This is a genomic window from Streptomyces sp. HSW2009 (assembly GCF_040240285.1).
Taxonomy (GTDB): Bacteria; Actinomycetota; Actinomycetes; order Streptomycetales; family Streptomycetaceae; genus Streptomyces.
In genome coordinates, this window is the sequence record NZ_JBEHZD010000012.1 from 1 (window position 1) to 26,994 (window position 26,994).

Annotated in this window: 28 protein-coding genes and 1 pseudogene; 16 read left to right on the forward strand and 13 right to left on the reverse strand. The window is 71.9% G+C overall.

What is annotated here, in order from left to right:
• Positions 1–21 precede the first annotated feature (21 nt).
• Complete coding sequence (locus tag AAHZ94_RS01835; RefSeq protein WP_349990048.1) at positions 22–267, reverse strand: hypothetical protein; 246 nt, start codon at positions 265–267, stop codon at positions 22–24.
• Positions 268–433: 166 nt separating this feature from the next.
• On the opposite strand from AAHZ94_RS01835, the gene AAHZ94_RS01840 reads away from it, so the two are divergent.
• A complete protein-coding gene (locus AAHZ94_RS01840; RefSeq protein ID WP_349990049.1) occupies positions 434–1,033 on the forward strand; it encodes a TetR-like C-terminal domain-containing protein in 600 nt (199 codons plus the stop codon).
• A 232-nt stretch (positions 1,034–1,265) separates the two neighbouring features.
• Positions 1,266–2,177, forward strand: coding sequence for a phosphorothioated DNA-binding restriction endonuclease (locus AAHZ94_RS01845; RefSeq protein ID WP_349990050.1), 912 nt, complete (start codon positions 1,266–1,268; stop codon positions 2,175–2,177).
• 195 nt (positions 2,178–2,372) lie between these two features.
• Here the strand turns inward: AAHZ94_RS01845 and AAHZ94_RS01850 are convergent, their stop codons facing one another.
• From AAHZ94_RS01850 to AAHZ94_RS01880, 7 genes are all read right to left on the reverse strand, one after another.
• Positions 2,373–3,014 carry a hypothetical protein gene (locus tag AAHZ94_RS01850; protein WP_349990051.1) on the reverse strand — a complete coding sequence of 214 codons (642 nt, stop codon included), beginning with the start codon at positions 3,012–3,014 and terminating at the stop codon, positions 2,373–2,375.
• Positions 3,011–3,382 carry a hypothetical protein gene (locus AAHZ94_RS01855; RefSeq protein ID WP_349990052.1) on the reverse strand — a complete coding sequence of 124 codons (372 nt, stop codon included), beginning with the start codon at positions 3,380–3,382 and terminating at the stop codon, positions 3,011–3,013. Before AAHZ94_RS01855 ends, AAHZ94_RS01850 begins: the two co-directional genes overlap by 4 nt.
• On the reverse strand, positions 3,343–3,867 hold the full coding sequence (locus AAHZ94_RS01860) for a hypothetical protein (protein WP_349990053.1): 525 nt from the start codon (positions 3,865–3,867) through the stop codon (positions 3,343–3,345). The genes AAHZ94_RS01855 and AAHZ94_RS01860 overlap by 40 nt, the downstream gene beginning before the upstream one ends.
• 135 nt (positions 3,868–4,002) lie before the next feature.
• Positions 4,003–4,227 (reverse strand): hypothetical protein, encoded by a 225-nt coding sequence (locus tag AAHZ94_RS01865; protein ID WP_349990054.1) that lies wholly within the window; start codon positions 4,225–4,227, stop codon positions 4,003–4,005.
• Positions 4,200–6,191, reverse strand: a complete 1,992-nt coding sequence (locus AAHZ94_RS01870; protein WP_349990055.1) for a M6 family metalloprotease domain-containing protein — start codon at positions 6,189–6,191, stop codon at positions 4,200–4,202. The genes AAHZ94_RS01865 and AAHZ94_RS01870 overlap by 28 nt, the downstream gene beginning before the upstream one ends.
• Before the next feature lie 570 nt (positions 6,192–6,761).
• Positions 6,762–7,274: an NUDIX hydrolase gene (locus tag AAHZ94_RS01875; RefSeq protein ID WP_349990056.1), complete on the reverse strand. Its 513-nt coding sequence runs from the start codon at positions 7,272–7,274 to the stop codon at positions 6,762–6,764.
• On the reverse strand, positions 7,271–7,585 hold the full coding sequence (locus AAHZ94_RS01880) for a hypothetical protein (protein WP_349990057.1): 315 nt from the start codon (positions 7,583–7,585) through the stop codon (positions 7,271–7,273). Before AAHZ94_RS01880 ends, AAHZ94_RS01875 begins: the two co-directional genes overlap by 4 nt.
• Positions 7,586–8,027: 442 nt before the next feature.
• On the opposite strand from AAHZ94_RS01880, the gene AAHZ94_RS01885 reads away from it, so the two are divergent.
• The 8 genes and pseudogenes from AAHZ94_RS01885 to AAHZ94_RS01920 all read left to right on the forward strand — a co-directional run.
• Positions 8,028–8,924: a helix-turn-helix domain-containing protein gene (locus AAHZ94_RS01885; RefSeq protein WP_349990058.1), complete on the forward strand. Its 897-nt coding sequence runs from the start codon at positions 8,028–8,030 to the stop codon at positions 8,922–8,924.
• Positions 8,908–9,117, forward strand: coding sequence for a DUF397 domain-containing protein (locus AAHZ94_RS01890; RefSeq protein ID WP_349990059.1), 210 nt, complete (start codon positions 8,908–8,910; stop codon positions 9,115–9,117). Before AAHZ94_RS01885 ends, AAHZ94_RS01890 begins: the two co-directional genes overlap by 17 nt.
• Before the next feature lie 23 nt (positions 9,118–9,140).
• Complete coding sequence (locus AAHZ94_RS01895) at positions 9,141–9,344, forward strand: DUF397 domain-containing protein (RefSeq protein ID WP_349990060.1); 204 nt, start codon at positions 9,141–9,143, stop codon at positions 9,342–9,344.
• Between the two features lie 123 nt (positions 9,345–9,467).
• Positions 9,468–9,668 (forward strand): DUF397 domain-containing protein, encoded by a 201-nt coding sequence (locus AAHZ94_RS01900; RefSeq protein WP_349990061.1) that lies wholly within the window; start codon positions 9,468–9,470, stop codon positions 9,666–9,668.
• A 122-nt stretch (positions 9,669–9,790) separates the two neighbouring features.
• Entirely contained in the window at positions 9,791–9,991 is a 201-nt protein-coding gene (locus AAHZ94_RS01905) for a DUF397 domain-containing protein (RefSeq protein ID WP_349990062.1), read from the forward strand.
• A gap of 122 nt (positions 9,992–10,113) precedes the next feature.
• The gene (locus AAHZ94_RS01910) at positions 10,114–10,311 is read left to right on the forward strand and encodes a DUF397 domain-containing protein (protein WP_349990063.1); all 198 of its coding nucleotides are present in this window, start codon (positions 10,114–10,116) and stop codon (positions 10,309–10,311) included.
• A 23-nt stretch (positions 10,312–10,334) separates the two neighbouring features.
• Complete coding sequence (locus tag AAHZ94_RS01915; protein ID WP_349990064.1) at positions 10,335–10,538, forward strand: DUF397 domain-containing protein; 204 nt, start codon at positions 10,335–10,337, stop codon at positions 10,536–10,538.
• 192 nt (positions 10,539–10,730) lie between these two features.
• A pseudogene (locus AAHZ94_RS01920) lies at positions 10,731–11,165 on the forward strand (XRE family transcriptional regulator); the annotation flags it as partial.
• A 34-nt stretch (positions 11,166–11,199) separates the two neighbouring features.
• Here the strand turns inward: AAHZ94_RS01920 and gad are convergent.
• Positions 11,200–12,651, reverse strand: a complete 1,452-nt coding sequence (gad, locus tag AAHZ94_RS01925; protein ID WP_349990065.1) for a glutamate decarboxylase — start codon at positions 12,649–12,651, stop codon at positions 11,200–11,202.
• A 343-nt stretch (positions 12,652–12,994) separates the two neighbouring features.
• Here gad and AAHZ94_RS01930 point away from each other — a divergent pair, with 343 nt between their 5' ends.
• The 5 genes from AAHZ94_RS01930 (at position 12,995) to AAHZ94_RS01950 (ending at position 20,097) form a co-directional block, all read left to right on the forward strand.
• The gene (locus AAHZ94_RS01930; protein ID WP_349990066.1) at positions 12,995–14,479 is read left to right on the forward strand and encodes an MFS transporter; all 1,485 of its coding nucleotides are present in this window, start codon (positions 12,995–12,997) and stop codon (positions 14,477–14,479) included.
• A 215-nt stretch (positions 14,480–14,694) separates the two neighbouring features.
• Entirely contained in the window at positions 14,695–16,296 is a 1,602-nt protein-coding gene (locus AAHZ94_RS01935; RefSeq protein WP_349990067.1) for an ABC-F family ATP-binding cassette domain-containing protein, read from the forward strand.
• A 344-nt stretch (positions 16,297–16,640) separates the two neighbouring features.
• Positions 16,641–17,753 carry a hypothetical protein gene (locus AAHZ94_RS01940; RefSeq protein ID WP_349990068.1) on the forward strand — a complete coding sequence of 371 codons (1,113 nt, stop codon included), beginning with the start codon at positions 16,641–16,643 and terminating at the stop codon, positions 17,751–17,753.
• 486 nt (positions 17,754–18,239) lie between these two features.
• Positions 18,240–18,998, forward strand: a complete 759-nt coding sequence (locus AAHZ94_RS01945) for a sulfite exporter TauE/SafE family protein (protein ID WP_349990069.1) — start codon at positions 18,240–18,242, stop codon at positions 18,996–18,998.
• A gap of 202 nt (positions 18,999–19,200) precedes the next feature.
• Positions 19,201–20,097 carry a methyltransferase domain-containing protein gene (locus AAHZ94_RS01950; protein ID WP_349990070.1) on the forward strand — a complete coding sequence of 299 codons (897 nt, stop codon included), beginning with the start codon at positions 19,201–19,203 and terminating at the stop codon, positions 20,095–20,097.
• A gap of 149 nt (positions 20,098–20,246) precedes the next feature.
• Here AAHZ94_RS01950 and AAHZ94_RS01955 read toward each other — a convergent pair whose 3' ends face one another.
• Positions 20,247–21,050, reverse strand: coding sequence for a VOC family protein (locus AAHZ94_RS01955; protein WP_349990071.1), 804 nt, complete (start codon positions 21,048–21,050; stop codon positions 20,247–20,249).
• An 811-nt stretch (positions 21,051–21,861) separates the two neighbouring features.
• Here AAHZ94_RS01955 and AAHZ94_RS01960 point away from each other — a divergent pair.
• A complete protein-coding gene (locus tag AAHZ94_RS01960) occupies positions 21,862–24,231 on the forward strand; it encodes an ATP-binding cassette domain-containing protein (protein ID WP_349990072.1) in 2,370 nt (789 codons plus the stop codon).
• A 117-nt stretch (positions 24,232–24,348) separates the two neighbouring features.
• On the opposite strand, the gene aac(6') is transcribed toward AAHZ94_RS01960, so the two are convergent.
• From aac(6') to AAHZ94_RS01975, 3 genes are all read right to left on the reverse strand, one after another.
• Positions 24,349–24,822: an aminoglycoside 6'-N-acetyltransferase gene (gene aac(6') / locus AAHZ94_RS01965; protein WP_349990073.1), complete on the reverse strand. Its 474-nt coding sequence runs from the start codon at positions 24,820–24,822 to the stop codon at positions 24,349–24,351.
• A gap of 129 nt (positions 24,823–24,951) precedes the next feature.
• A complete protein-coding gene (locus tag AAHZ94_RS01970) occupies positions 24,952–25,725 on the reverse strand; it encodes an SDR family NAD(P)-dependent oxidoreductase (protein ID WP_349990074.1) in 774 nt (257 codons plus the stop codon).
• A 35-nt stretch (positions 25,726–25,760) separates the two neighbouring features.
• Positions 25,761–26,222, reverse strand: a complete 462-nt coding sequence (locus AAHZ94_RS01975; protein WP_349990085.1) for a cupin domain-containing protein — start codon at positions 26,220–26,222, stop codon at positions 25,761–25,763.
• Positions 26,223–26,994 lie beyond the last annotated feature (772 nt).

Genomic DNA, 26,994 nt, shown 5'->3' on the forward strand with positions numbered 1-26,994 from the left:
GGGGCCCCCTGGGGGCGGGCCTCACCCGGCGCCGCGCCCCGGGGGCCCCCGCGCCGGCCCCCCGGGCCGAGGCGGGGGGGGGGCGGCGCCCCCCCCCCCCGCCCCCCGCCGCCCCCCCCGGGGGGGGCGCCGGCCCTGCCACAGCGCGAGGGCCGTCCCGACACCGAGCGTGGTGAACCAAGCGGCGAGCCCCGACCCCGCCCCGTCCGTGAGGACGATCAGCGCGAGGAAGCCGACGACCAGGGTCACGACGACGAGCAGGGCCAACAGTAAGCGTCCGATGGCGCGGCGCAGACGTGGGCGCAGGCGTGGGCGTGGGCGCAGACGTGGGCGTGGGGCGGACGCGGGCAGGGCGAACGTGGGCACGGCGGACCTCCGACTGTTTCAGAACGCTGTTTCAAAACGACGTTATCAGAGGGGGTAGGCTGCTGCCGTGGGTAGGCCGAGAACCAATGACGCGGTCGTCAGAGAGCGGCTGGTGCAGTGCGCGGGCGAACTGCGCGCCACGCGTCCGCGCGAGTCCGTCACCGTGCGCGCCGGGGCCGCGGCGGCCGAGGCGTCGACGACGGCGGTGTACTCCCTGTTCGGCGGCAAGGACGGGCTGATCGGCGCGGTGCGCGACCGGGCCGTCGCCGGCCTGTTCCGGGACCTGTCGGCGGTACGGCCATCCGCCGACCCACTCGCCGACCTGACCGCGCTGGCCACCGCCTACCGCCACTGGGGGCTCGAACACAGCCACCTGTACACGGTGTTGTTCGGCGGGGTGCAGTCCTTCGACCCGTCCGGGGAGGTCGGCGCCGCCGACCCGATCCGTCCGCTGCTCGCCGCGATCGACCGCGCCCGGGCGGCGTCCGTACTCACCGGCGACGCCACCGCGATCGCCCTGTCGATCTGGGCGACCCTGCACGGGCTCGTCACGCTCGAACTGGCCGGCGCCCTCGACGTGGTCGCGGCCGAGGCCGCGTTCGCCCCGACGATGCGGGCGACGCTGCGCGGCTGGATGACGCGGGAGGCGTTTCTCGACCTCGCTTGATCCCGCTCGATCCCGCTCGATCCCGCTCGATCTCTGCTGGGTTGGGCGTACGGGGTGGCGGGGCCCGGGGGCATGGCTGGGCCGGGCCGGACAGGCCCGGGTCGACAGGGTGCCGATCGGTGGGCGCGCCAGAAAGGACCCGCCACGTGAGGCGAGCCGCTGCCGACGGGGAAACCGCTGGTCAGACCGGCCGCCGGCCGGATTGTCAGTGGGGCCGGTTACGCTCGCAGGCATGAACTGGCCCGAGCGCATCGCACAGTTGCGGCAGTGGACCCGGGGTGGCACGCGCGCCCCGCACAAGCCGCTGCTGGTGCTGTACGCGCTCGGTCACTTCCAGCGGGACGCGGACGCGGAGCTCCCGTACACCGCCGTGGAAGCGGACCTGGGCTGGCTGCTCGCGGAGTACGGGCCGGCGCACAAGACCACCCCCGCCTACCCCTTCCACCACCTGGTCACCGACGGCGTGTGGGAGGTGCGCACGACCCGCGGTGCCGGCAGTCCGGGCCCGCTGGTGCGGGAGTTGCGGGCGTCGGGGGCCGCCGGCCGGCTGGCGCCCGAGTTGCGCGCGGCGCTGCGCAGCGCGCCCGAGCTGATCGGCCGGCGGGCCCGGGTGTTGCTCGACCGGCACTTCCCGCCGTCCCTGCACGGCGAGTTGTGCGAGGCCGTCGGCCGCGACCTGGAGCCGGCGGACGAGGTCAGGCTCACCGCGGCCCGCCGCCAGCGCGACCGCAGAATGCGGAACCTGGTACTGACGGCGTACGAGTACCAGTGCGCGTTCTGTGGTTACGACGGGCAGCTCAGCAGCGCCGGCGCCGGCATGCAGCCGGTGGGGCTTGAGGCCGCGCACGTGCGGTGGTGGGCCTTCGAGGGTCCCGACGAGGTCGAGAACGGGCTGTGCCTGTGCTCGCTGCACCACAAGCTGTTCGACAAGGGCGTCCTCGGCATAGGCGATGACCTGCGGGTCCTGGTCTCCCAGCAGTTCGTGGGCCGCAGCCGGGCCGCCCGCGAACAGGTCATAGCCCTGGCCGGCCGCCCCGTGCTCGGCCCGCAGCCGGGGTCGAGCCCCGTCGCCGCGGGCCACCGCACCTGGCACACCGAGCAGGTCTTCCGCGGCGCGGCCCGGCAGGCGATACCGGTGGGCTGACGGCACCGGGATGTCCCTTTGACCGGGGCGTCCCTTTGACCGAGGCATCCCGTTGCCCGGTGGCTGGGACGTCCCTTCGACCGGGTCGCCCCAGTCAGCTTGGCCCGGTCAGCCGGGCCAACCTGGTCAGCCCGGGCCAGCCCGATCAACCCGATCAACCCGGCGGCAGCCGACAGCCCACAGCCCGCACACCCCTCACCCCGCCCCGTACCAAGCCCCCACCAGCGCCGCTCCCACCACCAGCCCCAGCGTCAGGACGAGCGCTCCCGGGGGGAGGCCCTTGGGGCGGAGGGTGCGGGCGGGGGGTGGGGTGGGGGTGTGGGTTGCTTGGGAGCGGTGTTCGGCGGGTGGGTTGCTCGGGAGGATGACGCGCCAGGGTTGCTGCGGGTCGTACTCGACCACGGCGCGGTCCCGGTGCAGCAGCCCCTGGAGGTCCAGCGGGTGCCGGATGCGGATGCGGTACGGGGCGTGGCCGGCGGGCGGCACCACGGTCAGGTCGAACTCGAAGGCGCTGTCCGGCGAGCGGGGGTCGGCGGCCGGGCCGTTGGTGGTCCGGTCCACGGCGCGCACCCGGTGCACCACGGCCGGCGCGTAGGCGCGCGGGCCGCCCTCGCGCAGCGGCCACGCCGTCTCCTGGGTCGTCGTGATGCCCGCCTCGCCGACGGCGCCGAACGCGGCCAGCACCAGGGCGCTGGTGAGCAGGCCGACCAGGAGCAGCCAGCGCGGCCCGGAGACGGCGCCCACCGTGAGGGCGGCGAAGCACAGGCCGGTGACGGCCGCGGAGAGCAGCGGCAGCGCGGTGAACAGCCGGCGGACGGTGAACGGGACGGTGCTCATGGCCGGCTCCACAGGGTGCGCGGGGCGATGGCGACGCGGATGCGGCGGGCGTCGGCCGGGTGCTGCTTGTCGTAGACGGCCCGTACGGTACGGCGCAGCGCGATGCGTTCGGTGACGGCCGGGACCTCGTACGACACGCCCTTCTCGTCCTCGAAGGCCACGGTGACCTCGCCGTACTTGCCGCTCACCGAGCGCCAGCCGGAGAGCGTGGCCTCGGCCGTCGCGTACCGGCCGGTCAGCCGGCGCAGGGCGGCGCTGCGGCGGAGACTGACGGCCGCTCCCCACCAGGCGAGGACGGAGCCGACGCCCACCACGCACCACAGGACGGTCAGCCAGTCGGAGACGGAGTGCGTGGAGATCGGCAGCATGAGGTGGAAGGCGGTGACCGAGTCGTGGGCGGCCCCCCCCCCCGCCCCGCCGGCGTGCCCGCCGCCGGAGCACGCCCCGGCCCCGCCCCCCGCCCCCCCCCCGCCCGGCCCCCCGGCGCCGGGGGGGGGGGGGGCGCGGGCCGCGGGGGGGGGCCGGGGGGGGGCGGGGGGGGGGGCCCCCCCCCCCGGGCGCCCCGGGCGTCGTGCCAGCCGACGATGCAGGCCAGGGCACAGAACACGGCCACCGCGCCGCCGGCCGCGCGGCGCAGGAAGCGGGTGGCGAGGAGGCCGAGTACCGCGCCGGTGGCGATGCCGAGGAGGGGTGCGCCGGCCGCGAAGGAGTCGCTGGAGCACCCCTGGGAGTCGCAGGTCCACTCCACGTCGGCCGCCTCGTAGCTCGCCGCGTGCCACACCAGCCACACGTGCCAGGCCAGGAGCGCGCACGCGAGCGCGCGCAGCCCCGTTCCGTAGGCTCTCCGTCGCACGCCGCCGGCCCCCGCTCCTGTGCGGCCCCCTGTCGTCGGGCCGCGTCGTCCCCCGGACGATAACGGCCCCGGCCGGGCCCGGTCGGTGAGCTCCGCCACGGCAGACAGCAGACGGTAGCCGGCGCACGGCCCACGTCAGGCGCGGGGCGCGGGGGGGGGGGGGGGCGCCCCCCGGGGGGGGCCCCCCCCCCCCCCCCCCCCCGGGGGGGGGGGGCGGGGGCGCCCCGGGGGGGGGGGGGGGGCGGCCGGGGGGGGGGGGGGGGGCGCCGGCCCCGCGCCCCCCCCCCCCCCCCCCCCCCCCCCCCCCCGCCCCACCGGCAGGTGGCAGGTGCTCAGTGCCCGGACTTGTGCAACGTGCACGTCGCCTGTGCGGTCTTGCTCGGGTCGCTCTCGGAGCGGGCCGTGAGGGTGATCTCGCCGCGCGGTGCGGCGCCGCGGTCGGCGGTGACGGCGACGTCGACCGGTACGGAGGAGCCAGCGGTCGCGGTCGCGAGGCGGTTGGGCAGCCATGCCTTCCAGCCGCGCCCGGTCGCCTTGGCCGACAGCCGGTAGACGTCGGAGTCCAGGTAGGCGCTCGCGTCCTCCGGGTGACCTGCGGCGTCCGCGGTGCCGGTGCCCGTGTTGGTCAGCGGGAAGGTGCACACGGCGCGCTGCTTCATCGGCTTGCCGCGCGAGGCGCCGCGGTCCAGGTCGAGCCCGCGGGCCTGCCGCCCGGCGCCGTCCAGGGAGCGGACGCCGACCGTGTACGACAGGACGCCGGCCTTGTCGCGCTCGATGTCGAGCACGTAGAAGTGCAGCCGGTTGGCCTTGTCCACGTACTCGTACGAGCTGCCCGAGTCGGCGCCCGCGTGGAACAGCGCGTCGCTGAGCTGCCGGTAGTCGCCCATGGTGATCTTCTGCTCGGTGCCGTCGGGGCGCTTGAAGTCCACCATGTCGATGTCCTCGGGGTGCGCGTCGACGACCCAGGCGAAGGGCGCGCGGTCCGCGTTCTTCGTCTTGCTGAACATCACGCCGTTGTCGGGCGTGAAGGAGTCCATGCCCATCCGGTCCACGACCTCGACGGTGTAGTTCTGGTAGCCGCCGCCGTCGCACAGCGGGTCGGTGGCGCGGTCGCACTCGGGCGAGAGGTCGCGGCCCATGGTGATGTTGACGCCGGTCAGCCCCTTCGCACCGGGCGGCGCGGAGCGGGCGGTGACCTTGGCGACCACGAGCCCGGAGCCCTTGAGCGCGTCGCGGTCCAGCCGCAGCACGTTGTTCTCGCCGACGATGCCCAGCTTGAGCTTGTCGCGCAGCACGTGGTGGGCGCCCATCGAGGCGCCCGCGGTCGCCGGCGTCTGCCACCGGGTGTGCGGACCGCCCGGGCCGTTGAACGAGCCCCGCGAGAGCATCCCCCAGATACCGGTGTACGAGCGGCTGAGCGGCTTGCCGTACGGGTTGTTGTAGTTGTCGGCGATGCCCAGGATGTGGCTGAGTTCGTGCGCGAAGACCGCCATGCCCGAGCTCTCGGCCTGGGTGGAGGAGCCGTCCGCGGCGTTCGGCCAGATCCGGGCGGCGGCCTGCCAGGACGTCCACGGCACGTACCGCGTCTTGGCCGCGTTGCCGCCGTCGGCGGTGGGCTTCGGCGGGCCCCAGGCGGCCGGTACGGACTTCGGGTCGGCGAACTTCATCTGCCCGAACTCCTGCCAGGCGGACGACTCGTCGACGCCGGCGGTCAGGAAGAAGACGAAGTCGAAGTCCTTCGGCCGGTCGGCGCCCACGTCCGCGATCCAGGCGCGCTTGCCGTCCGCCCGGATGTCCTTGCCACAGGTGTCACCCACCGGGCAGGCGCCCGGGTTCATGCCGGGCTCGATGCCGTACTGGTACGACTTGTGCGGCATCTTGTAGACCCCGAAGGCCGTCAGGTCCACGCCGACCCGGCCGCCGGAGTCCTCCATCCAGTACTCGTTGATGGTGTGGCCGTGGTTCAACTTGCCGGGCTTGTTGAGGAAGTCCTGGTAGAACTGCGGCACCTTGGCGCGCGGCACGTTGGAGGCGTCCGGCACCGGGTTGCCGAACTTGGCCTTGCCCGCGGGCTGGGTGACCGAGAACCCCTCGTCGGGGTAGTCGAGCAGCACCAGCGCGCCCTTGAAGGTCCGGTCGGTGGGCTTGACGTTGGGGTTGGCCCAGTCAGTGCCGGGCACCGAGCGGTACTCGGACCAGGTCATGTCGTCCGGGTTGCGCCAGTTCTGCGGGTCGATCGGCTGCGCGAGGGCGGGCCGCTCCGGGCGCCCGTGCCCGTCGGCCTCCGGCGAGGCCCCCGCGGGCCCGACGGTCAGCGAGGCCACCACGCCGATCCCCAGCGCGAGGACGCCGAGCCGCCGGGCCCGCCGCAGTCCGCGGGGTGCACGGGGTGCACGGGGTGCGCCAAGCGCACCGGGCGCACTGCCGCGGGTCGCCGCCGGCCGCGGGCCGGGCGAGTGGTCAGAGTCGGATATGGAGGGAATACCGGGCGCGGAACGACCGCCCCGATCACCGAGTACGCGACGCACGCGCGGACGACGGAAGGACAAGACTCACCTCGTGACCTGAGATTTTCGGACATGGACATGGCAAGTCGAACGATGGGGATCTCCCACCGCGGTCAAGGTAAGGCGGGGGACGGCGGCGCGCCAGAGTGCGGACACGGGACTTCTGGGGTGAGGGCGACTGCGCGTCGGGCGGAGTGGGGGTTGGTGGGTGTCGGCGGGGTGGGGGCGACGACGCGTCGAGCGATATGGGGACTACGCAGGGTGTGGAAAAGAACAGCGCCCTCGCCGAGGAAGGTCCACGGCGGGGCGCTGGCTCACCCGGTCCAACGGGCCCCCGGCGCGTACGCATCGCGCGTCGACGGCCTGTGGCCCGGTCCCGGTCTCGGTCTACCCGGGGCGGCGCTTGGTGGGTTGGGGCATTCCTTCGACGAGGAGGGCTGGTTCGACGGCGAGGAGGCGGGTGCGCAGGGCGTGGACGAGAGCAACGCGTTCGAGGTTTTCCACCGCTGACCATTCGACGTCGACTTCGTCGCGGGGGAGGCTCGCGAAGGCGTCTTCGGGGGCGCTGCCGCCGTCCAGGATGAAGGCGAGTTCTTCGTCTTGCTCGCCGTCGATGGCGGGTTGCTGGTCGACGGCGAGGAGGGCGGGTTCCTTGGGGAGCGTGATGCCGAGCGCGTCGGCGACGCGGCGGGCGGCGTCGGGGATCGACTCCCCCGGCCGCACGATCACCCCTGGCGGGCAGCTCCAACCATCGCGTACGACCTGGAGCACGCGCGGCCACATGCCCAGCGGCGCGAAGTACTTGGGGTTTTCCACCGGGCAACGGACCAGCAGGAACACCCAGATCTCGCGGGGCGGGTTGGGTGAGTGGGTGGCGTTCAGGGGGTGTACGAGCTTCACGCGGCGACCTCGCTTCGGTGGGTGAGGGCTTGCAGCCCGGTGCAGGATTGGGGCGCGCGGTCGTCGAGGGTGATGAGCCCGTACGTAGTCCGGCCGTCGGTCCAGCACCAGCCTTCGACGGTCTCGTACTCGACGCGGTGCCGGTTGGGGCACAGGACGTTGCTGCGCAACGCGTCCGGATCGAACATCGACTCCTGGTACGCGCGGTGGAACTCGATGTCCGTGACGGGTGACCAGGCGCCGTCCTCGCCGACGCTGAGGAAGAAGCGGAGGGGGGTGCCCATGACGATGACGCGGTGGGTGCCGTCCATCAGGCTTCGCCTTCAGACGCGCCGGAGTCACGGTGAAGGGGGCACTGGCAGGGCGGCCACCTCAGGATGTTTTCGGACGCGGAGGGGCTGTCCGCGAACGTGTCGAGCCGCCGCCTGCCCCCGTCCCCCTCTCCGTGGGCCCCACCTGTGCCTGCCCGAACTTCCGGTGAGGGGTGCCCCGCTGCTGACGCCATCGCACGATCCTTTCCAACGGGCGTTGCTACTTTCCTGTGTTGCCCGCCTCAAAAACGTAACTACGGCCCTGTGACCAGCAGTTATGCTCCGGGCGCACTTCAAGCATGTCCCCCTACGGAGGGTAAATGCAAGGTTGCACAGCGAAAACCCACTGGATTGGCTAGCGTTTCGAAATGGATGGATGAGGGCCTTCAGATACCAGGCCCCGAGTCCTTCATAATGAGTGTCAGAAGGAGGGGCGAGAGTCTTGGCAGAGGACAAGCCGACCGGTTCCACGGTGCCCAGAAGACAACTTGGGCGGTTCCTGCGCGAGCTGCGCGGACAGGCGAGATTCACAATTCGCCGCGCAGCCCTCACGCTGGAGTGGTCGGAAGCGAAGATGTGGCGCATCGAGTCAGGCCTGACGTCGCTGCGTAGCCACGACGTCGAGACAATGTGCCGCATCTACGGCGCAGCGCCGGACCTGACCGAGGCGCTAATGGGCCTCGCCAAGGAGACCAAGGCAAGAGGCTGGTGGCACGCTTACGGTGATGTCGTCCCGTTCGGCTTCGACCTCTACATCGGCCTGGAAGAAGCCGCGTCCCAACTCGACTGGTACGAACCCGAACTTGTGCCTGGGCTGTTTCAGACGCCTGAGTACGCTCGCTTGATCATCCAGGCCGACAACGCTAGTGCCCCGGACGACGAGATCGAACGTCGTGTCAACCTGCGCATCACGCGTCAAGCAATCATCACCCGAGCCACCGGGGCTCCCGTGTTGCGGGTGATCATCAGTGAGGCCGTGCTGCGGCGCCAGATCGGCGGGCCCAGCTTGATGGCCGATCAGCTCCGGTACATCGCTGAGGTGGGCGAGCTGCCTAACGTGACGATCAAGGTCGCCGCGTTCGCCGGCGGATTTCACCCGGGAATACTGACGGGCCAGTTCCTGACTTTGCGCTTTCCGCCGTACAGCGGAGTCGGAGACGAGGCAGAGCCGCCCACCGTCTACGTCAGCGGATTCACCGGAGATCTGTACCTAGACAAGCCGGGCGAAGTGCAGCGATACGACGCGGCGTTCGCACAGATGTGGGATCTAGCCCTTGACGCAGAGGCATCAAGGGAGGCAATCACGAGGATGGCAGGGGAATATGCGCGACACACCTAATCTGAAAAGTGCGCCATGGCGTAAGTCCACCTACAGCAATGGCCAAACGAACTGCATCGAAGTAGCGGACGACCACTTCGGCGTCATGCCCGTCCGTGACAGCAAGGACCCCCACGGACCAGCCCTCGTCTTCGAAGCGGCAGCTTGGACCGCGTTCGTCACGAGCATCAAGGCTGGCGACTTCGACGCCTGACCCCCCTCAGAGGAGCACGCGAAATGACCGCCCCCAGGGCGAACCCCACATGGCGGAAGTCAACCCACAGCAACCACCAGTCGAACTGCATCGAAGTAGCAGACGGCCACCCCGGCGTCATGCCCGTCCGTGACAGCAAGGACCCCCACGGCCCCGCCCTCGCCTTCGATAGCACCGCATGGTCGGCGTTCGTCACAAGCATCAAGGCCGGCGACTTCAACACCTGACCCCGCCGCCCCGCACGACAGGCCCCCGACCGCGCACCCATCGGTCGAGGGCCTTGGCGTACTAGCCCACCTCGCGTGTGCTGTAGCAGAGTTGAGCAATCCCAACCAGAAGGGTCGCGCCTCATGACCGATGAATGGATCAAGTCGAGCTACAGCGGCTCGAACGAAGGGCAGTGCATCGAGTGGGCGCCCGCGCAGGTGGCTGCGACCGGCACCGTGCCCGTCCGCGACAGCAAGGACCCCCAGGGGCCGGCCCTCGCGTTCGGCACCACCGCATGGACCGCGTTCGTCGCAGGCGTGAAGGCCGGCGACTTCAACGCCTGACCCCGCCGCCCGTACAGCAGACCCCCGACCGCTCACCCATCGGTCGGGGGCCTTGGCGTACTAGCTCAACTCGCGGGTGCTGTAGCAGAGTTGATGAATCCTAACCAGAAGGGTCGCGCCTCATGACCGATGGATGGATCAAGTCGAGCTACAGCGGCTCAAACGGCGGGCAATGCATCGAGTGGGCCCCGGCGCGGGCGGCCACGACCGGCACCGTCCCCGTCCGCGACAGCAAGAACCCCAACGGGCCAACTCTCGCGTTCGGCACCACCGCATGGACCGCGTTCGTGGCAGGCGTGAAGGCCGGCGACTTCAACGCCTGACCCCGCCGCCCGCACGACAGGCCCCCGACCACGCTCCCAACCGGTCGGGGGCCTTGGCGTACTAGCCCAACTCACAAGTGCTGTAGCAGAGTTGAGCAAACCAACCAGAAGGGTCGCGCCTCATGACCGATGAATGGATCAAGTCGAGCTACAGCGGCAACGGTGGGCAATGCGTCGAGTGGGCCCCGGCCCAGGCAGCCACCACCGGCACCGTCCCCGTCCGCGACAGCAAGGACCTGAACGGGCCCACCCTGGCCTTCGGCACCACCGCGTGGAACACCTTCGTGTCGGGCGTGAAGGCCGGCCACTTCCACGCCTGATCCCCTTAAGAGGAGCACGCGAAATGACCGCCCCCAGTCCGAACCCCACATGGCGGAAGTCAACCCATAGCAACGGGCAGTCGAGCTGCATCGAAGTAGCAGACGGCTACCCCGGCGTCATGCCGGTCCGTGACAGCAAGGACCCACACGGCCCCGCCCTCATCTTCGATAGCACCGCGTGGACCGCGTTCGTGGCAGGCGTGAAGGCCGGCGACTTCGACGCCTGATCTCGCCGCTCCGTACGACAGGCCCCGACCGCGCTCCCATCGGTCGAGGGCCTTGGCGTACTAGCTCAACTCACGCGCGCTATAGCAGATTTGAGTGACCCCCAACCAGAAGGGTCGCCCCTCATGACCGACGAATGGATCAAGTCGAGCCGCAGCTCCAACGGCGACGAACCCGTCGAGTGGGCCCCCGCTCCGGCCAGCCACGCCGTAGGCCCATACGACGGCGTGTGGTTGTCGCGGTACGAGTTCTACTCGTCGGGGCGGGCGGGCACCTTCGAGGGCAAGCACTACGTGGTGATCGTGCAGACGGGTCACCGGCTGACGGCCCGGAGTCTCCCCGGGGCGAGCAGCAATCCCGACAGTCCGCTCTCGCTCGACCTCACGGTCGACGCTTCGGTGGTGACCGGCAGTTGGTCCGAGGAGACCGCGTCCGAGGGTTACTACCGGGGCGCCCGCTACCACGGCGCGGTCCAACTTCTGGTGGAGCCGACGGGCCGCCGCATGGCCGGCAAGTGGGTCGGGTTCGGGAAGGACTTCGACGTCAACACCGGGCCCTGGGAACTCCGCCTCGTCGACCCGTCCACCAGCAAGGCGGTACTCCGGCGGTACAGCCGGGCCCCGGAGTAACCCAGCCCACGGGCAAGCAACCGCCCCGCACCCCTCAGTGGTGGAACCCCGTACGCTCCGCGTCGGTGGGTGGGCCGGCTGCCAGGCGTTTGATGGAGCGGCGCATGTCGTCGGCGAGCAGGGCGATCTGGTCGCGGCCGACCCCGTGCCGGATCAGCACCCGCTGGATCAGCGTGTCGTGGCGGTCCGCCGGCAGCGGATAAGCCGGTACCTGCCAGCCGCGCAAGCGGAGTTGGTCGGAGAGGTCGTACAGGCTGAACGGCGAGCCTTGCGGATCGGTGAGCGTGTACGAGACGGCCGGCAGCGCGCCCTTGCCGTCGTAGAGCAGGGTGAACGGGCCCATCTCGGCCACCTGACCCGCGAGGTACTGCGCCGTGTCAGCGCACGCCTGTTGGACGCGGCGGTAGCCGGAGCGGCCGAGCCGCAAGAAGGCGTAGTACTGGGCGATGATCTCGCCACCGGGGCGTGAAAAGTTGAGGGCGAAGGTGGGGATCTGGCCGCCCAGGTAGTCCACCTGGAAGACCAACTCGGCCGGCAGCGCCGCCGCGTCCCGCCAGATCGCCCAGCCGACACCCAGCGGCGCCAGCCCGTACTTGTGCCCGGACGCATTGATCGAGGCGACCCGCTCAAGGCGGAAGTCCCAGACCAGGTCCGGGTGGAGGAACGGGGCGATGAAGCCGCCGCTGGCCGCGTCCACGTGGATGGGAACGTGCCAGCCGCGCTCGGCCTCGATCCGGTCCAGCTCCGCGGCGATGGCGGCGACCGGCTCGTAGTCGCAGGTGAAGGTGACGCCGAGGATCGCGACGACCCCGATGGTGTTCTCGTCCACGTACTCCGCGAGCTGGTGCGGCTGCATTCCGGTCGCCCCCGCCTCCAACGGCACCTGCCGCAGCTCGACGTCGAAGTAACGGGCGAACTTCTCCCAGCAGATCTGTACGGGCCCGGCGACGAGGTTGGGCCGGTCGGTCGGCAGGCCCGCGGCCTCCCGGCGCTTGCGCCACCGCCACTTCAGCGCGAGTCCGCCGAGCATCGCGGCCTCGCTGGAACCGGTGGCCGAGCAGCCTACGGCTCCGGTCGCGCCGTCCGTCGGCCCCTCCCCGCCGTCCCCACCGTGCGCACCGCGCGCCCCCTTCGCACTGCCCGCAGCCGCGGGCGCGTGCCACAGATCGGCCAAGATGTTCACGCAGCGCGCCTCGATCTCGGCGGTCTGCGGGTACTCGTCCTTGTCGATCATGTTCTTGTCGATGCAGTCGTTCATCAGCCGGTGCACCTGGTCCTCCGACCACGTGGTGCAGAAGGTCGCCAGGTTCTGCGCCGCGTTCCCGTCGAGCAGCAGCTCGTTGTGGAGCAGCGCGTACACCACCTCGGGCGGCGCGTGATCGTCCGGCATCCGGTGCTTGGGCAACACGTGCGAGCTCAACGGCGTAGCGAAGACGTCGGTGAACGGGTCCTCCGCGTGCGGGTCCTTGGCTTCGTGCAGGGCCACGGGGTGTCCTTGGGGGTGGCTGGGACTGCGCGGGTGGGGCGGTGGGCGGCGCGGCCTGTGGGGCTGTGGGGCTGGCCGGCCAGGTGGGTGCGTACGGGGATGCGTGTGCGTACGTGGATGCGTGTGCGCGTACGGGTGCGGCGTACGGCTTCTTCTCTCGACGTATACCGGAGTGCGGGCGGGGGTGCCGCTGGGGTGGGGCTGATGGGGTGGGGATGGGCTGCGTGGTGCTCCCAGCCGGCCACTCCAGCAACCCACCGCCCCACACCACCCACCAGCGCGGAGCACCCGTAAGGCAGATGCTGGAGGGGACGAGGGCGGACAGTGGGTTGGGAGGCGCCGCATGGCGGACCACGAGGCGGGGGAGGCGCGGGGGCGGGCCGGGGCGGCCGACGGTGGCGCCGGTACCGCGGACGGCAGTCGGACCGCGCACCGCCGTACCCGGCCCACATCACCCCGCCGCGGCACCGTCCTGGCCCTCGTCTGTGCCGCGCAGTTCATGGTCATCCTCGACGTGTCGGTGGTGAACGTCGCCCTGCCGTCGATGCAGGCGGCCCTCGGTTTCGATGCGGTCGGCCTCCAGTGGGTGGTCGGCGCGTACGCGATCGCCTTCGCCGGGTTGTTGCTGCTCGGGGGGCGGTTGGCGGACCTGTACGGGCGGCGGCGGGTCTTCCTCGTCGGCCTCGCGGTGTTCTCGCTGGCCGGGCTCGCCGGCGGGCTCGCCAACGCGCCCGGCACGCTGATCGCCATGCGCGCCCTCCAGGGCCTGGGCGCCGCGATCCTGGCGCCCGCCACGCTCACCATCCTCACCACCACCTTCGCGGAGGGCGAGGGCCGCACGCACGCCCTGGCCACCTGGACCGCCGTCAGCTCCGCCGGCGGTGCGGCCGGCAACCTGGTCGGCGGAGTCCTCACCCAGACGCTCTCCTGGCGCTGGACGTTGCTGATCAACGCCCCGATCGGGCTGGTCACGGGCGTCCTCGCGGTACGCCTGCTGCCCGCCGACCGGGTCCGCGCCGCCGCCCGCCGCCTCGACGTACCGGGCGCGGTGCTGGCCACCGCCGGCGTCACCGGGCTCGTGTACGGGGTGACACAGGCGGAGAAGCAGGGTTGGACGGGGCTGCCCACCCTGTTCGGCCTGGCCGGTGGCGCGCTGGCGCTGGCGGGCCTGTGCTGGGTGGAGGCCGCGGCCGACGACCCGCTGATCCCGCGCGGCCTGCTGCGGCTGCGGACGGTACGGGTCGGCAACGCGGTGATGCTGCTGGCCGGCGCCTGCTTCCTGCCGATGTGGTACTTCCTGTCGCTGGCCATGCAGGACGTACTCGGCTACGGCCCGCTGGCCACCGGCCTCGGCTTCCTCCCGCACACCCTGGCCGGCGTGGTGGCGGCCCGCCTCGCCCCGTGCGCCATGCGGGCGCTCGGCGCGCGGGCGCTGATCACCCTGGCGGCGGTACTGGCCGCGGGCGGCTTCCTGTGGCAGAGCCGGCTGGGCGCGGACAGCAGTTACGTCGCCGGGTTGCTCGGCCCGGCGCTGGTGATGTCCACCGGGATGGGCCTGCTGATCACCCCCATCACCAGCACGGTCACCTCGGGCGTCCCCTCGGCCGCGGCCGGCGCCGCCTCCGGCCTGATGAACACGGCCCGCCAGGTCGGCGGAGCGTTCGGCCTCGCGGCCCTGGTCAGCGTGGCCAGCACGACCGCGACCCCGATCGCCGGCTACGAGCGCGCGTTCCTCACCATTGCGGGGCTGTGCGCGATGGTGGCGGTGTTGGCTTGCGCGCTGCCTGCGGGGGGTCGGGGGCGCGAGGGGGGATTGGGGGGCGGGTGAGGGGTGGGGCGCGGGAGACCGGGGGAGCGAGCCTCTCACAGCGGGCGCCCGCGCACCGGCCCCCACCGAGCCGCTCCCCGGTCCGCCCGAAAACCAGATGCACCCCCACCACCCCCTCCCTACCCTGAGCCCATGCAGACGCCCCGGATTTCCTAGCTCAAGGACACGCTTCCACGCCACCCGTGTGTCCTTCTGCTCATCCGGAGCGTTCTCCCGTGATCACTGTGCGCGACCTCGACGTACGCGCAGGCGCCCGCCTCCTGCTGGCCGGCGTCTGCCTCCACATCGCCCCCGGCGACCGCATCGGCCTGGTCGGCCGTAACGGCGCCGGCAAGTCCACGCTGCTCGCGCTGCTCGCGGGGCCGGGCCGGCCCGGCGCCGGCGCCATCACCCGTACCGGCCCCGTCGGCTACCTCCCGCAGGACCCGCGCGCCGCCGCCCCGGCCACCAGCGTCATCGACCGCGTGCTCGCCGCCCGCGGCATGGACGTCGCCGTGCGCGCGCTGCGCGCCGCCGAGCAGGCCATGGCCGATGCGGCCGGCGCGCAGGCTCAGCAGCGGGCGATGGACGCGTACGCGCGGGCCGAGGCCGAGTTCCAGGCGTGCGGCGGGTACGCGGCCGAGGCCGAGGCCGCGCGGGTGACGGCCGGGCTCGGGCTGCCCGAACGCGTCCTGCACCACCCGGTCGGCGACCTGTCGGGCGGGCAGCGGCGCCGCGTCGAACTGGCCCGCATCCTGTTCGGCCGGCAGGGCACGCTGCTGCTGGACGAGCCGACCAACCACCTGGACGCGGACTCGGTCGGCTGGCTGCGGTCGTACCTGGCCGCGTACCCGGGCGGGCTCGTACTGATCAGCCACGACACGGAGTTGGTGGCCGACACGGTGAACCGCGTCTTCCACCTGGACGCCGCGAGCGCCACGCTGACCGTGCACAACACCGACTGGCGCACGTACCTCACACAGCAGGCGGCGGCCGAGCGGCGGCGCGCCCGGGAGCGGGCGAACGCAGAGCGCAAGGCGGCGGCGCTGCACGCGCAGGCGGACGCGATGCGGGCGCGGGTGTCGACGGCGGTGGCCGCGAAGAACATGGCGCGCCGCGCCGACCGCATGCTGGCCGAGACGCGGCCGGCGCGGCGGCAGGAGAAGGTGGCCAGGTTCCGGCTGCCGGCGCCGGCACCGTGCGGCCGTACGCCGCTGGGGGCGGTCAGCCTGACCAAGTTGTACGGCGCCCACCGGGTGCTGACCAGCGTGGACCTGGCTGTGGACCGCGGCAGCCGGCTGGTCGTGCTGGGCCTGAACGGCGCGGGCAAGACGACGCTGCTGCGGCTGCTCGCGGGGCGTGAGACCCCCGACGCGGGCCGCGTCGTGCCCGGCCAGGGCCTGCGCCTTGGCTACTTCGCGCAGGAGCACGACACGTTGGACGGTGCCCGCACCGTACGGGAGAACCTGGCGGAGGCCGCGCCGCAGCTCACGGACGGCGAAGTACGGCGCGTACTGGGCTCGTTCCTGTTCGCGGGCGACGACGCGGACAAGCCGGCCGGGGTGCTCTCGGGCGGCGAGAAGACCCGACTGGCGCTGGCCGGCCTGGTCCACTCCGGCGCCAACGTCCTCCTCCTGGACGAGCCGACGAACAACCTGGACCCCGCCTCCCGCGACGAGGTCCTAACCGCGGTCGCCACCTACCCCGGCGCGATCGTCATGGTCACCCACGACCCACAAGCCCTGACGGCCCTCCGCCCGGACCGCGTCCTCATCCTGCCGGACGGCGATGAGGACTTGTGGAGTGAGGAGTACGGGGGGTTGGTGGGGTTGGTGTAGGGGTGGGGGTGGCCCGGGGGCACGGTTGGCCGCGGGAGCCCGGGGCTTTCGGTGCCGCGCAGTTGGTGCGCAAGCCCGTAGCGGGCGATCCCGGGGATCTCCCCGCTCCCCCGCGCGTTGAGCGTGACACGCAGTCGTCCGCACCACGCCGATCCCGTACGCCCCACACCCACCCCACCCTCCACACCAGCAGCACCCTGCACACCCCCGTATGCCCCGCCGGCCAGGCATTTCCTCCGTACGGGTGAGTGCGGGGGCTGGGGGGTGCTCGGGGTGGGGGGCGGGGCCTAGCTTGGCGCGGTGGTGAACCTGGTGGCTGGTTCCGCTGACCGGAGGTGCTTCCCGTGCAAGGTCCCGCTCCGCATGACTCCCAGCACATCGCCGAGGCGCCTCGGGTGCGGGCCGCGTTGGACCCGGGGGCCGTGGACGCGCTGCTCGGGGACCTGCGTTCGGCGGCCCTCGCACTCGTCGCCGAAGCCGAGGCCGAGGAACAGCGGGAGGCCGAACTGCATGGTGTGGATGAGGAGTTGGTGGTCGCGCAGCAGGCTGAGGGGCGCAGCGTCTACGAGCCTTCGGCGGCGCTTGCCTCCGCGCGTTCGGGGCTCGCGGCGCGTTCCGCACGCCGGCACCAGCAGACCGCCCGCGCCTTCGTCGCCTGGTGGGCCGATGCCGCCACGGTCGCGCTGGTGACGGCCGCCTGTCAGGCGTCGCCCCACGAGTTCCGGATCACGGCGGCCAACCCCGAGGTCGCCATGGACGAGGAGGGCCTCGCCCATCTGCCCCCGGTCTCCGACCGCTCCCGCCAACTCATCGAACTCGGCGCCCACATGCACGACAACGGCGACGGCCTGCGCGAGATGGTCACCGACCTCGCCGTCCGTACCGGGGTGCGCATCGGGCGGGACGCGTACGGGCAGGTCACGGTCTACGAGGACGGCATGCCCGAGGCCCGTAGGCACCGGCTGTGGGGCGACTGCTGGGCCGACCACCAGGTGCCCGCGCTGCCCACGGCCGAGCAACTCGGCATCCTGCTGATGGATGCGCCCGGTGACGTCCTGGTGCGGCTGCACGCCGCGCTCGACGCCATCGACGCCACGCTGGTCGCCAAGACCCGCACGGAGCGACTGGCCGACAAGAGCGACCCGTGGACGCCCGACGAGATGATCGAGTACGAGACGCTGTGCGCGGAGGTCTCCGGGCTGACCCGCAGGTTGGCGGAGTACGCGCAGGTCGCCATGGACAGCGTGCCCGCGGTCCGGACCACCGCCCGACAGCGGGGCGAGCGGGCCGAGCGGGCAGACGGGGCCGGGGGAGGTGCCCGCGCTCTCGCTCGTACGCGTACGGAGAGTGGGGCGGGGGTCGCGGCGGCCCGTACTCCTACGGAGAGTGGGGCCGGCGCCAGCGCCGGGGCCGGGGCAGTGGTCGGTGCGGTGGGGATGGAGCAGCGGGTGGAGTAGGCGCTGTCCGCGGCACGCTCGGCGCTGGGGTCGTACCGCCGGTTGCTGGGGCGGCGCCGGGTTACTGGGGCGGTGCCGGGTTACTGGGGGGCGCGTCCGCCGCCGGGGCTCGTACCGCAGGCTGCTGAGACTGCTGGCGGGGCATCCGCCGCCCGGGCCCGTACCGCGGCACACCCACCGCCGACGCCGGTGCACCCACCGCACACCCACCGCCACCGCCACATCCATCGCCGACACCCGTCCCGCCCACCGCCACCGGCACACCCACCGCCGACACCCGTCCCACCTCCAGACCCAGCCTCCAGACGCAGCCGCCAGGCCCGGCCGTCGCGGCCGACCGACCACCAAGCCCCCGCTGGGACCCCCGCAAGCAAAGTTGAGGATTGACGGGGCTTGTGGCGCGGCAGACGATCTCTGCGGGGCCGGTCATGCCGGGTCCGACAGGGGCCGGGGCCGCCGGTGCCGCGAGGAGACGGAAGGTGAGCCGTGGAAGCGCTGGAGGCGGTGGCCATCGGAGCCGCCGGCGTCGTGGCCGGAGGCATGAACGCGGTCGTCGGGTCCGGCACGCTGATCACCTTTCCCACCCTGTTGGCGTTCGGCTATCCGCCGGTGATCGCCAACGTCTCGAACAACATCGGGCTGGTGCCGGGCTCGGCGAGCGCCGCCTACGGCTACCGGCGCGAGCTGCGCGGCCAGCGGTCGCGGGTGCTGCGGTTCGCCGCCGCCTCGCTGATCGGCGGGCTCACCGGCGCCCTGCTGCTGCTCAAACTGCCCGCTTCGACCTTCGACGCCGTGCTCCCGGTGCTCATCCTCACCGCCTGCGCCCTGGTCCTCCTCCAACCGCGCCTCAACCGCTGGCTGAGCAGCCGCAAGGACGGCACCAAGCACGCCGACGGCGGCATGCCGGTGTGGTGCGGGGTGCTCGGTACGGGCGTGTACGGCGGGTACTTCGGGGCGGCGCAGGGTGTGTTGATGATGGGCCTGTTCGGGGCCTTCCTCGACGAGGACCTGCAACGTCTGAACGCCGTCAAGAACGTGCTGAGCTGTACGGTCAACGCGGTCGCCGCCGTGGTGTTCATCGTCGTCGCGGACGTGTCGTGGGCCGCGGCTGCCGTGATCGCCGTCGGTTCGACGCTCGGCGGCCTGATCGGCGCCCGCATCGGCCGCAAGCTCTCGCCGGCGGTGCTGCGCGGCGTGATCGTGGCGGTCGGTGTGACCGCTTCGGTGAGCGTCATCGTGCGGTGATTCACCGCGGCGGCCCACTCCCACCCGTCGCTGAGCAACACCCCCCCCCACCCCTGGGCGGCGCCCCCCCCCCCGCCCGGCGTCGGGCGGCACCCCCACCCACCGCTGGGCGGCGCCCCCGCGGGAGCGGTCCCCCACCGCCACGGGACAGCCAGCCGCGCCCCCATGGTCAACCCCCCACCACAGCCGGCAAGCTGCCCCCATGGACCAACCCACCCACACGCCGCACCCGCCACCCAGCACCATCGCCACACCTCCCGCCCCGGCCCCGACCCCGGGCCCGGCCCCGGCCCCCGCCAGCTACGTACACGGCTACTCCGGCCAGGAGGCGAAGCGCCTCGGGGACCAGGCGGACACCCTGGCCGCCCTGCTGCACGCGGGCACGGCGTACCCGGCCGGCAGCCGCGTGCTCGAAGTGGGCTGTGGGGTGGGGGCGCAGACCGTGCACCTGGTGGCGGGCAGCCCGGGGGCGCGCATCGTGGCCGTCGACCACAGCGCCGCGTCGCTCGCGCAGGCCAGGGAGCGGGTGCGCGGGCAGGCGCCGGGGGCGGCGGTGGAGTGGTGTCGGGCGGACCTGTTCGACCTGCCGTTCCCGGACGCGTCGTTCGACCACGTCTTCGTCTGTTTCGTCCTTGAGCACCTGCGCGCCCCGCAGCGCGCGCTGGCCGGGCTGCGGCGCGTACTGCGGCCCGGCGGCACGCTGACGGTGATCGAGGGCGACCACGGTTCGGCGTTCTTCCACCCGGACGGCGCCGCCGCGCGGGCCGCCATCGGCCACCTGGTCAGCCTCCAGGCGGCCGGCGGCGGCAACGCCCTGCTGGGCCGCGCGCTCCAGCCGCTGCTGACCGCCGCCGGGTACGCCGGCATCACCGTCCACCCGCGCACCGTCTACGCGGACGCCACCCGCCCCCCCCTGATGGCCGGCTTCACCCGCAACACCTTCATCCCGATGGTCGCCGCGGTCCGCGACGAGGCCCTGACCAGCGGCCTCACCACCGCCGCCGACTGGGACCGCGGCCTCACCGAACTCCACCGGACCGCGGAGCCCGGCGGCACCTTCCACTACACGTTCTTCAAGGCCACGGCCGTACGGGAGTGATCACGGCGCCGGGGGTGGGAACGGCAGCCGCGGGGGACGGCCAGTGTGGGGATGACCGCTGCGGCCCGTACGAGCCAGGGACGTACGGGCCGGAGGCATACGGTCCGAAGTCATGCGCGGCGCCCACCCCGCGCCGCCCGGGCGCACCCCTACGCGTCCTTCATCCTCGGCATCTCCCCCTCCGTGTTGCTGGGGTCGATCACCGCGAAGGCCGCGCCCTGCGGGTCGCCGAGGGAGGCGAAGCGGCCGAAGGGGGTGGCCAGCGGGCCGAAGTGGACCTTGGCGCCGCGGGCGGTGGCGCGGGTGACGGCGGCGTCGCAGTCGGCCACCGCGAAGTAGATCTTGATGTGGGCCGGGGCCTCGGCCGGGAAGTCCTCGCCCATCGCCGCGCGGCCGAGCACCGCATCGCCGTCCTGACCGGCCGGCGTGAAGATCTTGAAGTCCATCTGGTCGTCGTCGACGCGCTGGGCCCGGTAGCCGAAGACGGCGGTGAAGAAGGCGTCGGTCTGTTCCGGCTGGCGGGTGTAGACCTCGGCCCAGCAGTACGCGCCGACGTCGCCGACCTTGTCGAAGCCCTGGTGCCGGTTGCCCTGCCAGACGCCGAAGGCGACGCCGGCCGGGTCGCGGGCGAGCACCATCGTGCCGAAGTCGCTGACCTGCATCGGCCCCATCAGCACCTCGCCGCCGTTGTCCCTGATCCGGGCGGCGGTCGCGGCGGCGTCGTCCGACGCGAAGTACAGGCACCAGGCGGAGCTCTCCTCGGAGCCCGGCATCGGCGGCACCACGGCGGCCACGGCCTGGTCCCCCACGTACGCCTGCGTGTAGTTGCCGAACTCGGTGGAACTCTCGCCGAACGTCCAGCCCAGGACGTCACCGTAGAACGCCTTCGCGCCCTCCAGGTCGGTGAACATGGCGTCGGCCCAACACGGCACCCCTTCCGGGTAGGTGGCCATGGCCCCTCACGTCCTCTCGCTCGCCCGGCCCGCCCAGACCTTGAACGGGTCCGGCCTTCACGCTAACCACTCGCCCGTAATTCCGCGCGCGGAGGCACGCATTCCGATAGCTCTTCCGCGGCGGTTCAGCGATGGCTCTGCGATGACTCCCCGACGGTTCCTCGATAGCGGCTCGGCCGCACTGTGCGGACGGCCACCGGCCGATCACCTGCCGTACGGGAGAGGAATCTGCGAGCCCGGACATCGAGGCCGCCCGCACCCCGTAAGACGGGACCGGAGCGGGCCACCGGAAGAGGCGCTTCCGGCCTCGGCTCGTACACCCCAACCCGTCTCAACATCCCACCGCGGCGAGGCCATCACTGCTGGTCAGCGCCGTGTAGCTAGACCCGGAACCGGCGTCGCGCGGGTCCGCCACCGGGTCCGCCGCCGGGCCCGACCGCGGCGCCACCGCAGGTCCCGTAAGAGCGCTCCCGAAATACCGCACGTCGAGGTCATTCACGGCCCGCGACCGGGACATTTGCGGGAGATATTCCGACAGGCGAGAACGTACGTTCCGGAGGGCGAAAGCGGGAATGCCGAAGCGGTATCCGGGAGCCGGAAAGAATGCACGGATCGGCGCCGGACGGGGTAATGTCTGCGCACCGTCCCGCTTTTCCGCTCCCCCGCGCCCGCGCCACCGCAGCGCCGCGCCGTCCGGTCGTCGTACTGCCGTGTCGCCGCACTGCCGAACCGTCGAGCCGTACTGCCGAACCGTCGAGCCGCCGCACCGCGTACTGCCGTCCCGCCGGCGCGGGAAACAAGGAGATCCGCCATGCCCGCCGTACCGCCCCAGCCCGCCCGCGAACCCGCAGCCGCAGCCGCGCCGACCGAAGGCGCACCCGCCCCGATAGCCACCCCAGCCCCCACCACCCCGCTCGCTCCGCTCACCCCCGCCGACCAGCACAGCGTCATCCAGGTCCGCGGCGCGCGGGAGAACAATCTGCGCGAGGTCTCGCTCGATCTGCCCAAGCGGCGGCTCACGGTCTTCACCGGGGTCTCCGGGTCCGGCAAGTCCTCGCTGGTCTTCGGCACCATTGCGGCCGAGTCACAGCGGCTGATCAACGAGACGTACACGGCGTTCGTCCAGTCCTTCATGCCGAGCCTGGGCCGGCCGGACGTGGACGCGCTGCACAACCTGAGTGCGGCGATCGTCGTCGACCAGGAGCGGATGGGCGCCAACTCGCGCTCCACGGTGGGCACCGCCACCGACGCGTACACGATGCTGCGCATCATCTACAGCCGCCTCGGCACCCCGCACATCGGCACCTCAAGCGCGTTCAGCTTCAACGTCGCCGAGGGCATGTGCACCGCGTGTGAGGGCGTCGGCGAGGTGTCGACGGTCGACGTCGACCAACTCGTGGACCGCACCAAGTCGTTGAACGAGGGCGCGATCACCGTGCCCGGCTTCGCGGTCGACTCCTGGTACTGGCAGGTGATGGCGAACTCCGGCCTGTACGACCCGGACACCAAGCTGGCCGACTTCACCGAGGCGGAGTGGGCGGACTTCCTCCACAAGCCCAGCACCAAGATCAAGACGAGTTCGCACACCATCACCTACGAGGGCCTGGTCACCAAGGTGCAGCGGGTGTACCTGACCAAGGACCGCGAGACGATGCAGACCCAGTTGCGCGCCTTCGTGGACCGGGCGGTGGTCTTCACGAGCTGCCCGGACTGCGGCGGCTCCCGGCTGAACGCCGCCGCGCTGTCCAGCACCATCGACGGCGTCAACATCGCGCAGTGCTCGGCGATGCAGATCAGCGACCTGGCCACGTTCGTCCGCGGCATCGCCGACGCCTCCGTCGGCCCCATCGTCACCGCGCTGCGCGACCTCCTGGACTCCCTCGTCGAGATCGGCCTCGGCTACCTCAGCCTGGACCGCCCGTCCGGCACCCTGTCCGGCGGCGAGGCGCAGCGCGTGAAGATGGTGCGCCACCTCGGCTCCAGCCTCACCGACGTGACGTACGTCTTCGACGAGCCGACGGTGGGCCTGCACCCGCACGACATCCGGCGGATGAACGACCTGCTGCTGCGGCTGCGCGACAAGGGCAACACGGTGCTGGTCGTGGAGCACAAGCCGGAGGTCATCGCCATCGCCGACCACGTCGTTGACCTCGGCCCCGGCGCGGGTTCCGAGGGCGGGCACCTGTGTTACGCGGGCGACGTGCCCGGGCTGCGCACCTCCGGCACGCTCACCGGCCGCCACCTGGGCCACCGCGCGAGGCTGCGCGAACGGCCGCGGACGCCGCGCGGCTGGCTGTCGATCCGCGGGGCCGACGCGCACAACCTGAAGAACGTCGACGTGGAGGTGCCCGAGGGCGTGCTCACGGTGGTGACCGGGGTGGCCGGCTCCGGAAAGAGCTCGCTGATCCACGGCTATCTGAGCGGCCGGGAGGGCGTGGTCGTCGCCGACCAGTCCCCGATCCGCGGCTCCCGCCGCTCCAACCCGGCCACCTACACCGGACTGCTCGGCCCGATCCGTACCGCCTTCGCCAAGGCCAACGGCGTCAAGCCGGCCCTGTTCAGCGCCAACTCCGCGGGCGCCTGCCCGAACTGCAACGGCCTCGGCCTCGTCTACACCGACCTGGCCATGATGGCCGGCGTGGCCTCCACCTGCGAGGAGTGCGAGGGCAAGCGGTTCACGCCGGAGGTGCTGACGTACACCCTGCGCGAGAAGAACATCAGCGAGGTGCTCGGCATGTCGATCGCCGAGGCGTACGCGTTCTTCCCCACCGGCCAGGCCCACACCATCCTCGGCCGCCTCAACGACGTCGGCCTCGGCTATCTGCGCCTCGGCCAGCCGCTCAACACGCTCTCCGGCGGCGAACGCCAACGCCTCAAGCTCGCCATCCACATGGCGGAGAAGTCCTCCACGTACGTCCTGGACGAACCGACCACCGGCCTCCACCTCGCCGACGTGGACAAACTCCTCGCGCTGCTCGACCAGTTGGTGGATGCCGGCAACACGGTCGTGGTCATCGAGCACCACCAGGCGGTGATGGCGCACGCCGACTGGCTCATCGACCTCGGCCCCGGCGGCGGCCACGCCGGCGGCCAGATCATCTTCGAAGGCACCCCCACCGACCTGGTCGAGAAGGGGGACACCCTGACGGCCGAGCATCTGCGGGAGTACGTGGGTGGGTGAGGGGTGAGACGGGTTCGCCGGGTGGGTTGATTGGGTGGGTTGGTTAGGTGGGTTAGTGGGTGAGGTGGGTGGGCCGGCCGGGGGTGTGTCGAGTGGGTGGGGGCGTCGGTGGGTTGATCAGACGAGCTCTTCCCTGAGGAGGTCCATCAACAGGCCGTCGTGCCACTCGCCCGTACGGTGGTCACGGGAGTAGGCACGCATGACGCCGACCGGCTTGAAACCGATCTTCGCGTAGCTGCGGATGGCGGCGGCGTTGGCGGCGGCCGGATCGATCGTCAGCCGGTGGTGGCCGCGCTCGGTGACCAACCAGCGCGCCACCGTACGGACGGCGTCGGTGCCGATGCCCCGTCCGTGCAGCCGGGAAGTCAGGAAGACGTCGATGCCGGCGTGTCGGAACTCCGGGTCTTCCTCCTCCTCGTACTGCACGGCGCCGACCACCTCACCCACGTACACGACGGCCAACATCCCCACGAAGTCCGCGGGCGGCGCCCACCACGCCGCCACTTCCGGCTCCCGCACGATGGCGGCGAGTACGGGGGCGTCGGCATCCACCACCGGCCTCAACAGGACGTCCTCACCGTGCAGTTCCATGTCCGTACCCGCCTTCGTTCCTCGTCGTCGCCTAGCTGCGTTCTCGGTCGTGCTCGCGGTCGTGCTCATGCTCGCGGTCGCGGTCGCGGTCGTTGGTCGGCGCGGGTACGGCACGGGCGTGACGGGCGCCTACCAGGTCGGGCGGGCCGAGACGCCGCCGTCGACCACCAGGTCGTGGCCGTTGACGAACGAGGCCAGCGGCGAGGCCAGGAAGACGCAGGCGTTGCCGACGTCCGCGGCGCGCCCGAGGCGGCCCGCGGGCGCGGCAGCCGTCCAGCGCCGTACGCCGTCGGGCCAGGCGTCCGCGAGCCCGGGCCGTTCGATCAGCCCGGGCGAGACGGAGTTGACCCGAATTCCGTACGGACCGTACTCCAGCGCCGCCGACCTGGCGTGCATGACGATCGCTGCCTTGGCCGCGTTGTAGTGCGCGTGGCCCGGTGCGGGCTGGCTGGCCTCGATGGAGGCGATGTGCGTGATCGTGCCGCCGCCGGCCGCCCGCATCACCTCGGCCGCGGCCTGGGTGCAGGCGAAGGTGGAGCCGAGGTTGGTGTCGACGACCGCGGACCAGTCGGCGCCGGTCATCCCGGCGAGTGGCTGGATCGGCTGCACGCCGGCGTTGTTGACCAGCGCGGTCAGCCGCCCGCGCCACTGGGTGGCCTCCTGGACCAGCCGCCGGCACTCGGCCTCGGCGGCCAGGTCGGCGCCGATGGCCAGCGCCTCGCCGCCCGCGCCGCCGATCTCCGCGCCGAGGGCGCGGGCGCTGTCTGCGCTGTTGCGGTAGTGCGCGACGACGGCCGCCCCCGCGGCGGCGAACCGCCGCGCGATCCCCTGCCCGATCCACCCACCGGCCCCGGTCACCAACACGACCTGCCCGCGCAGGTCGGGCAGCACTCCACTCTCCAACTCCTCATCCTCCCCAGCAGGTTGCTTACTCCACCTCACGGCCGACACAGCGCCCGCACCTGCTCGGCACGTTGCGGATAGGCCGCGGCCAGGACGTCCGCATCGCCGTGCTCGTACGTCTCCTCGCTGAACCCCGGCGCCATGGTGCACCCCACCAACGACCAGCCCCCGGCTCCGGCCACCACCCCGCCCATCCAGGTCCCGGCCGGGACGGTGAACTGGACGAGTTGCCCGCCGAACACGTCGGGGCCGAGCAGTACCGTACGGGCCGAGCCGTTGGGCGCGAGGAGCAGCAGTTCGAAGGGTTCACCGAGGTAGAAGTGCCAGGTCTCATCGGAGGCGAGCCGGTGCAGGGCGGAGAACCCGTCGGGCTCATCGGTGAACAACACGACGATGGCCGACCCCTCGGGCCGCCCGTCCCCCCGCTCCTCCCCGGCCCAGGTCCGCACGAACCACCCACCCTCACGCGGTATCGGCTCAAGCCCAAAGCGCTCGATGAGCCGCGCGGGCTCCCCCCGACCAAGCCGCGCGGGGCCACCCGCACCACTACCCGCACCGACACCACTGCCACTGCCACTGCCACTGGCCACGGGATACTCCTCCGCTGATGGTGGGGTCAGGGTACGGGGGTGGGGGTGGGGTTGGGGTGGGATTGCCGGGTTCCGGGGGCGGGTGTTGCCGACCGGGCCTCTTGGTGGTGGAGGTGGGGCGCTCATACGGTGCCTATAGCGGTGACGCGATGCGGAAGTTCAAGCTCAACTGAACGGGAAAAGATGAAGGTTGGCATTCCCAGACACGGAAGCCCTGGGCCCGACGACCGAGGATACGCTGAAACTCTCGACGCCAATTTCGCACGCGCTGTGAGCAGGCTGACGCACTCGCCACAGTGGTTTAATTTCGCAATGAACCATGCTTCGATGCGCGTGCAAGCCCATTGCGCCATTGACCCCAATGCATCAAAAATTGAGACATGGGATGCCGTAACCTCGGCGATGCAGGTCGGATCCGCCCTGTTTGCCTCCACAGTTAAGGCCGAAGGGAGTATCGAGTGTCGAATTTCCGGTGAGATGTGGACTATTCCCGCCACGGGTCCGCACTCTCCCGCGAATGCCGGAAACTGGCTCACTGCCCCTAGCCATCGCCTGCCTCGCCTACGACGCCGAATTCCCCATCAACGTAGAGTCCCCTTATACCCCCTTGTCTCTCCTAAATCACCTTTGGCTGGGGGAGTACCCGACCTGATGTCACCCTCAACCCCAGAGACGCCCA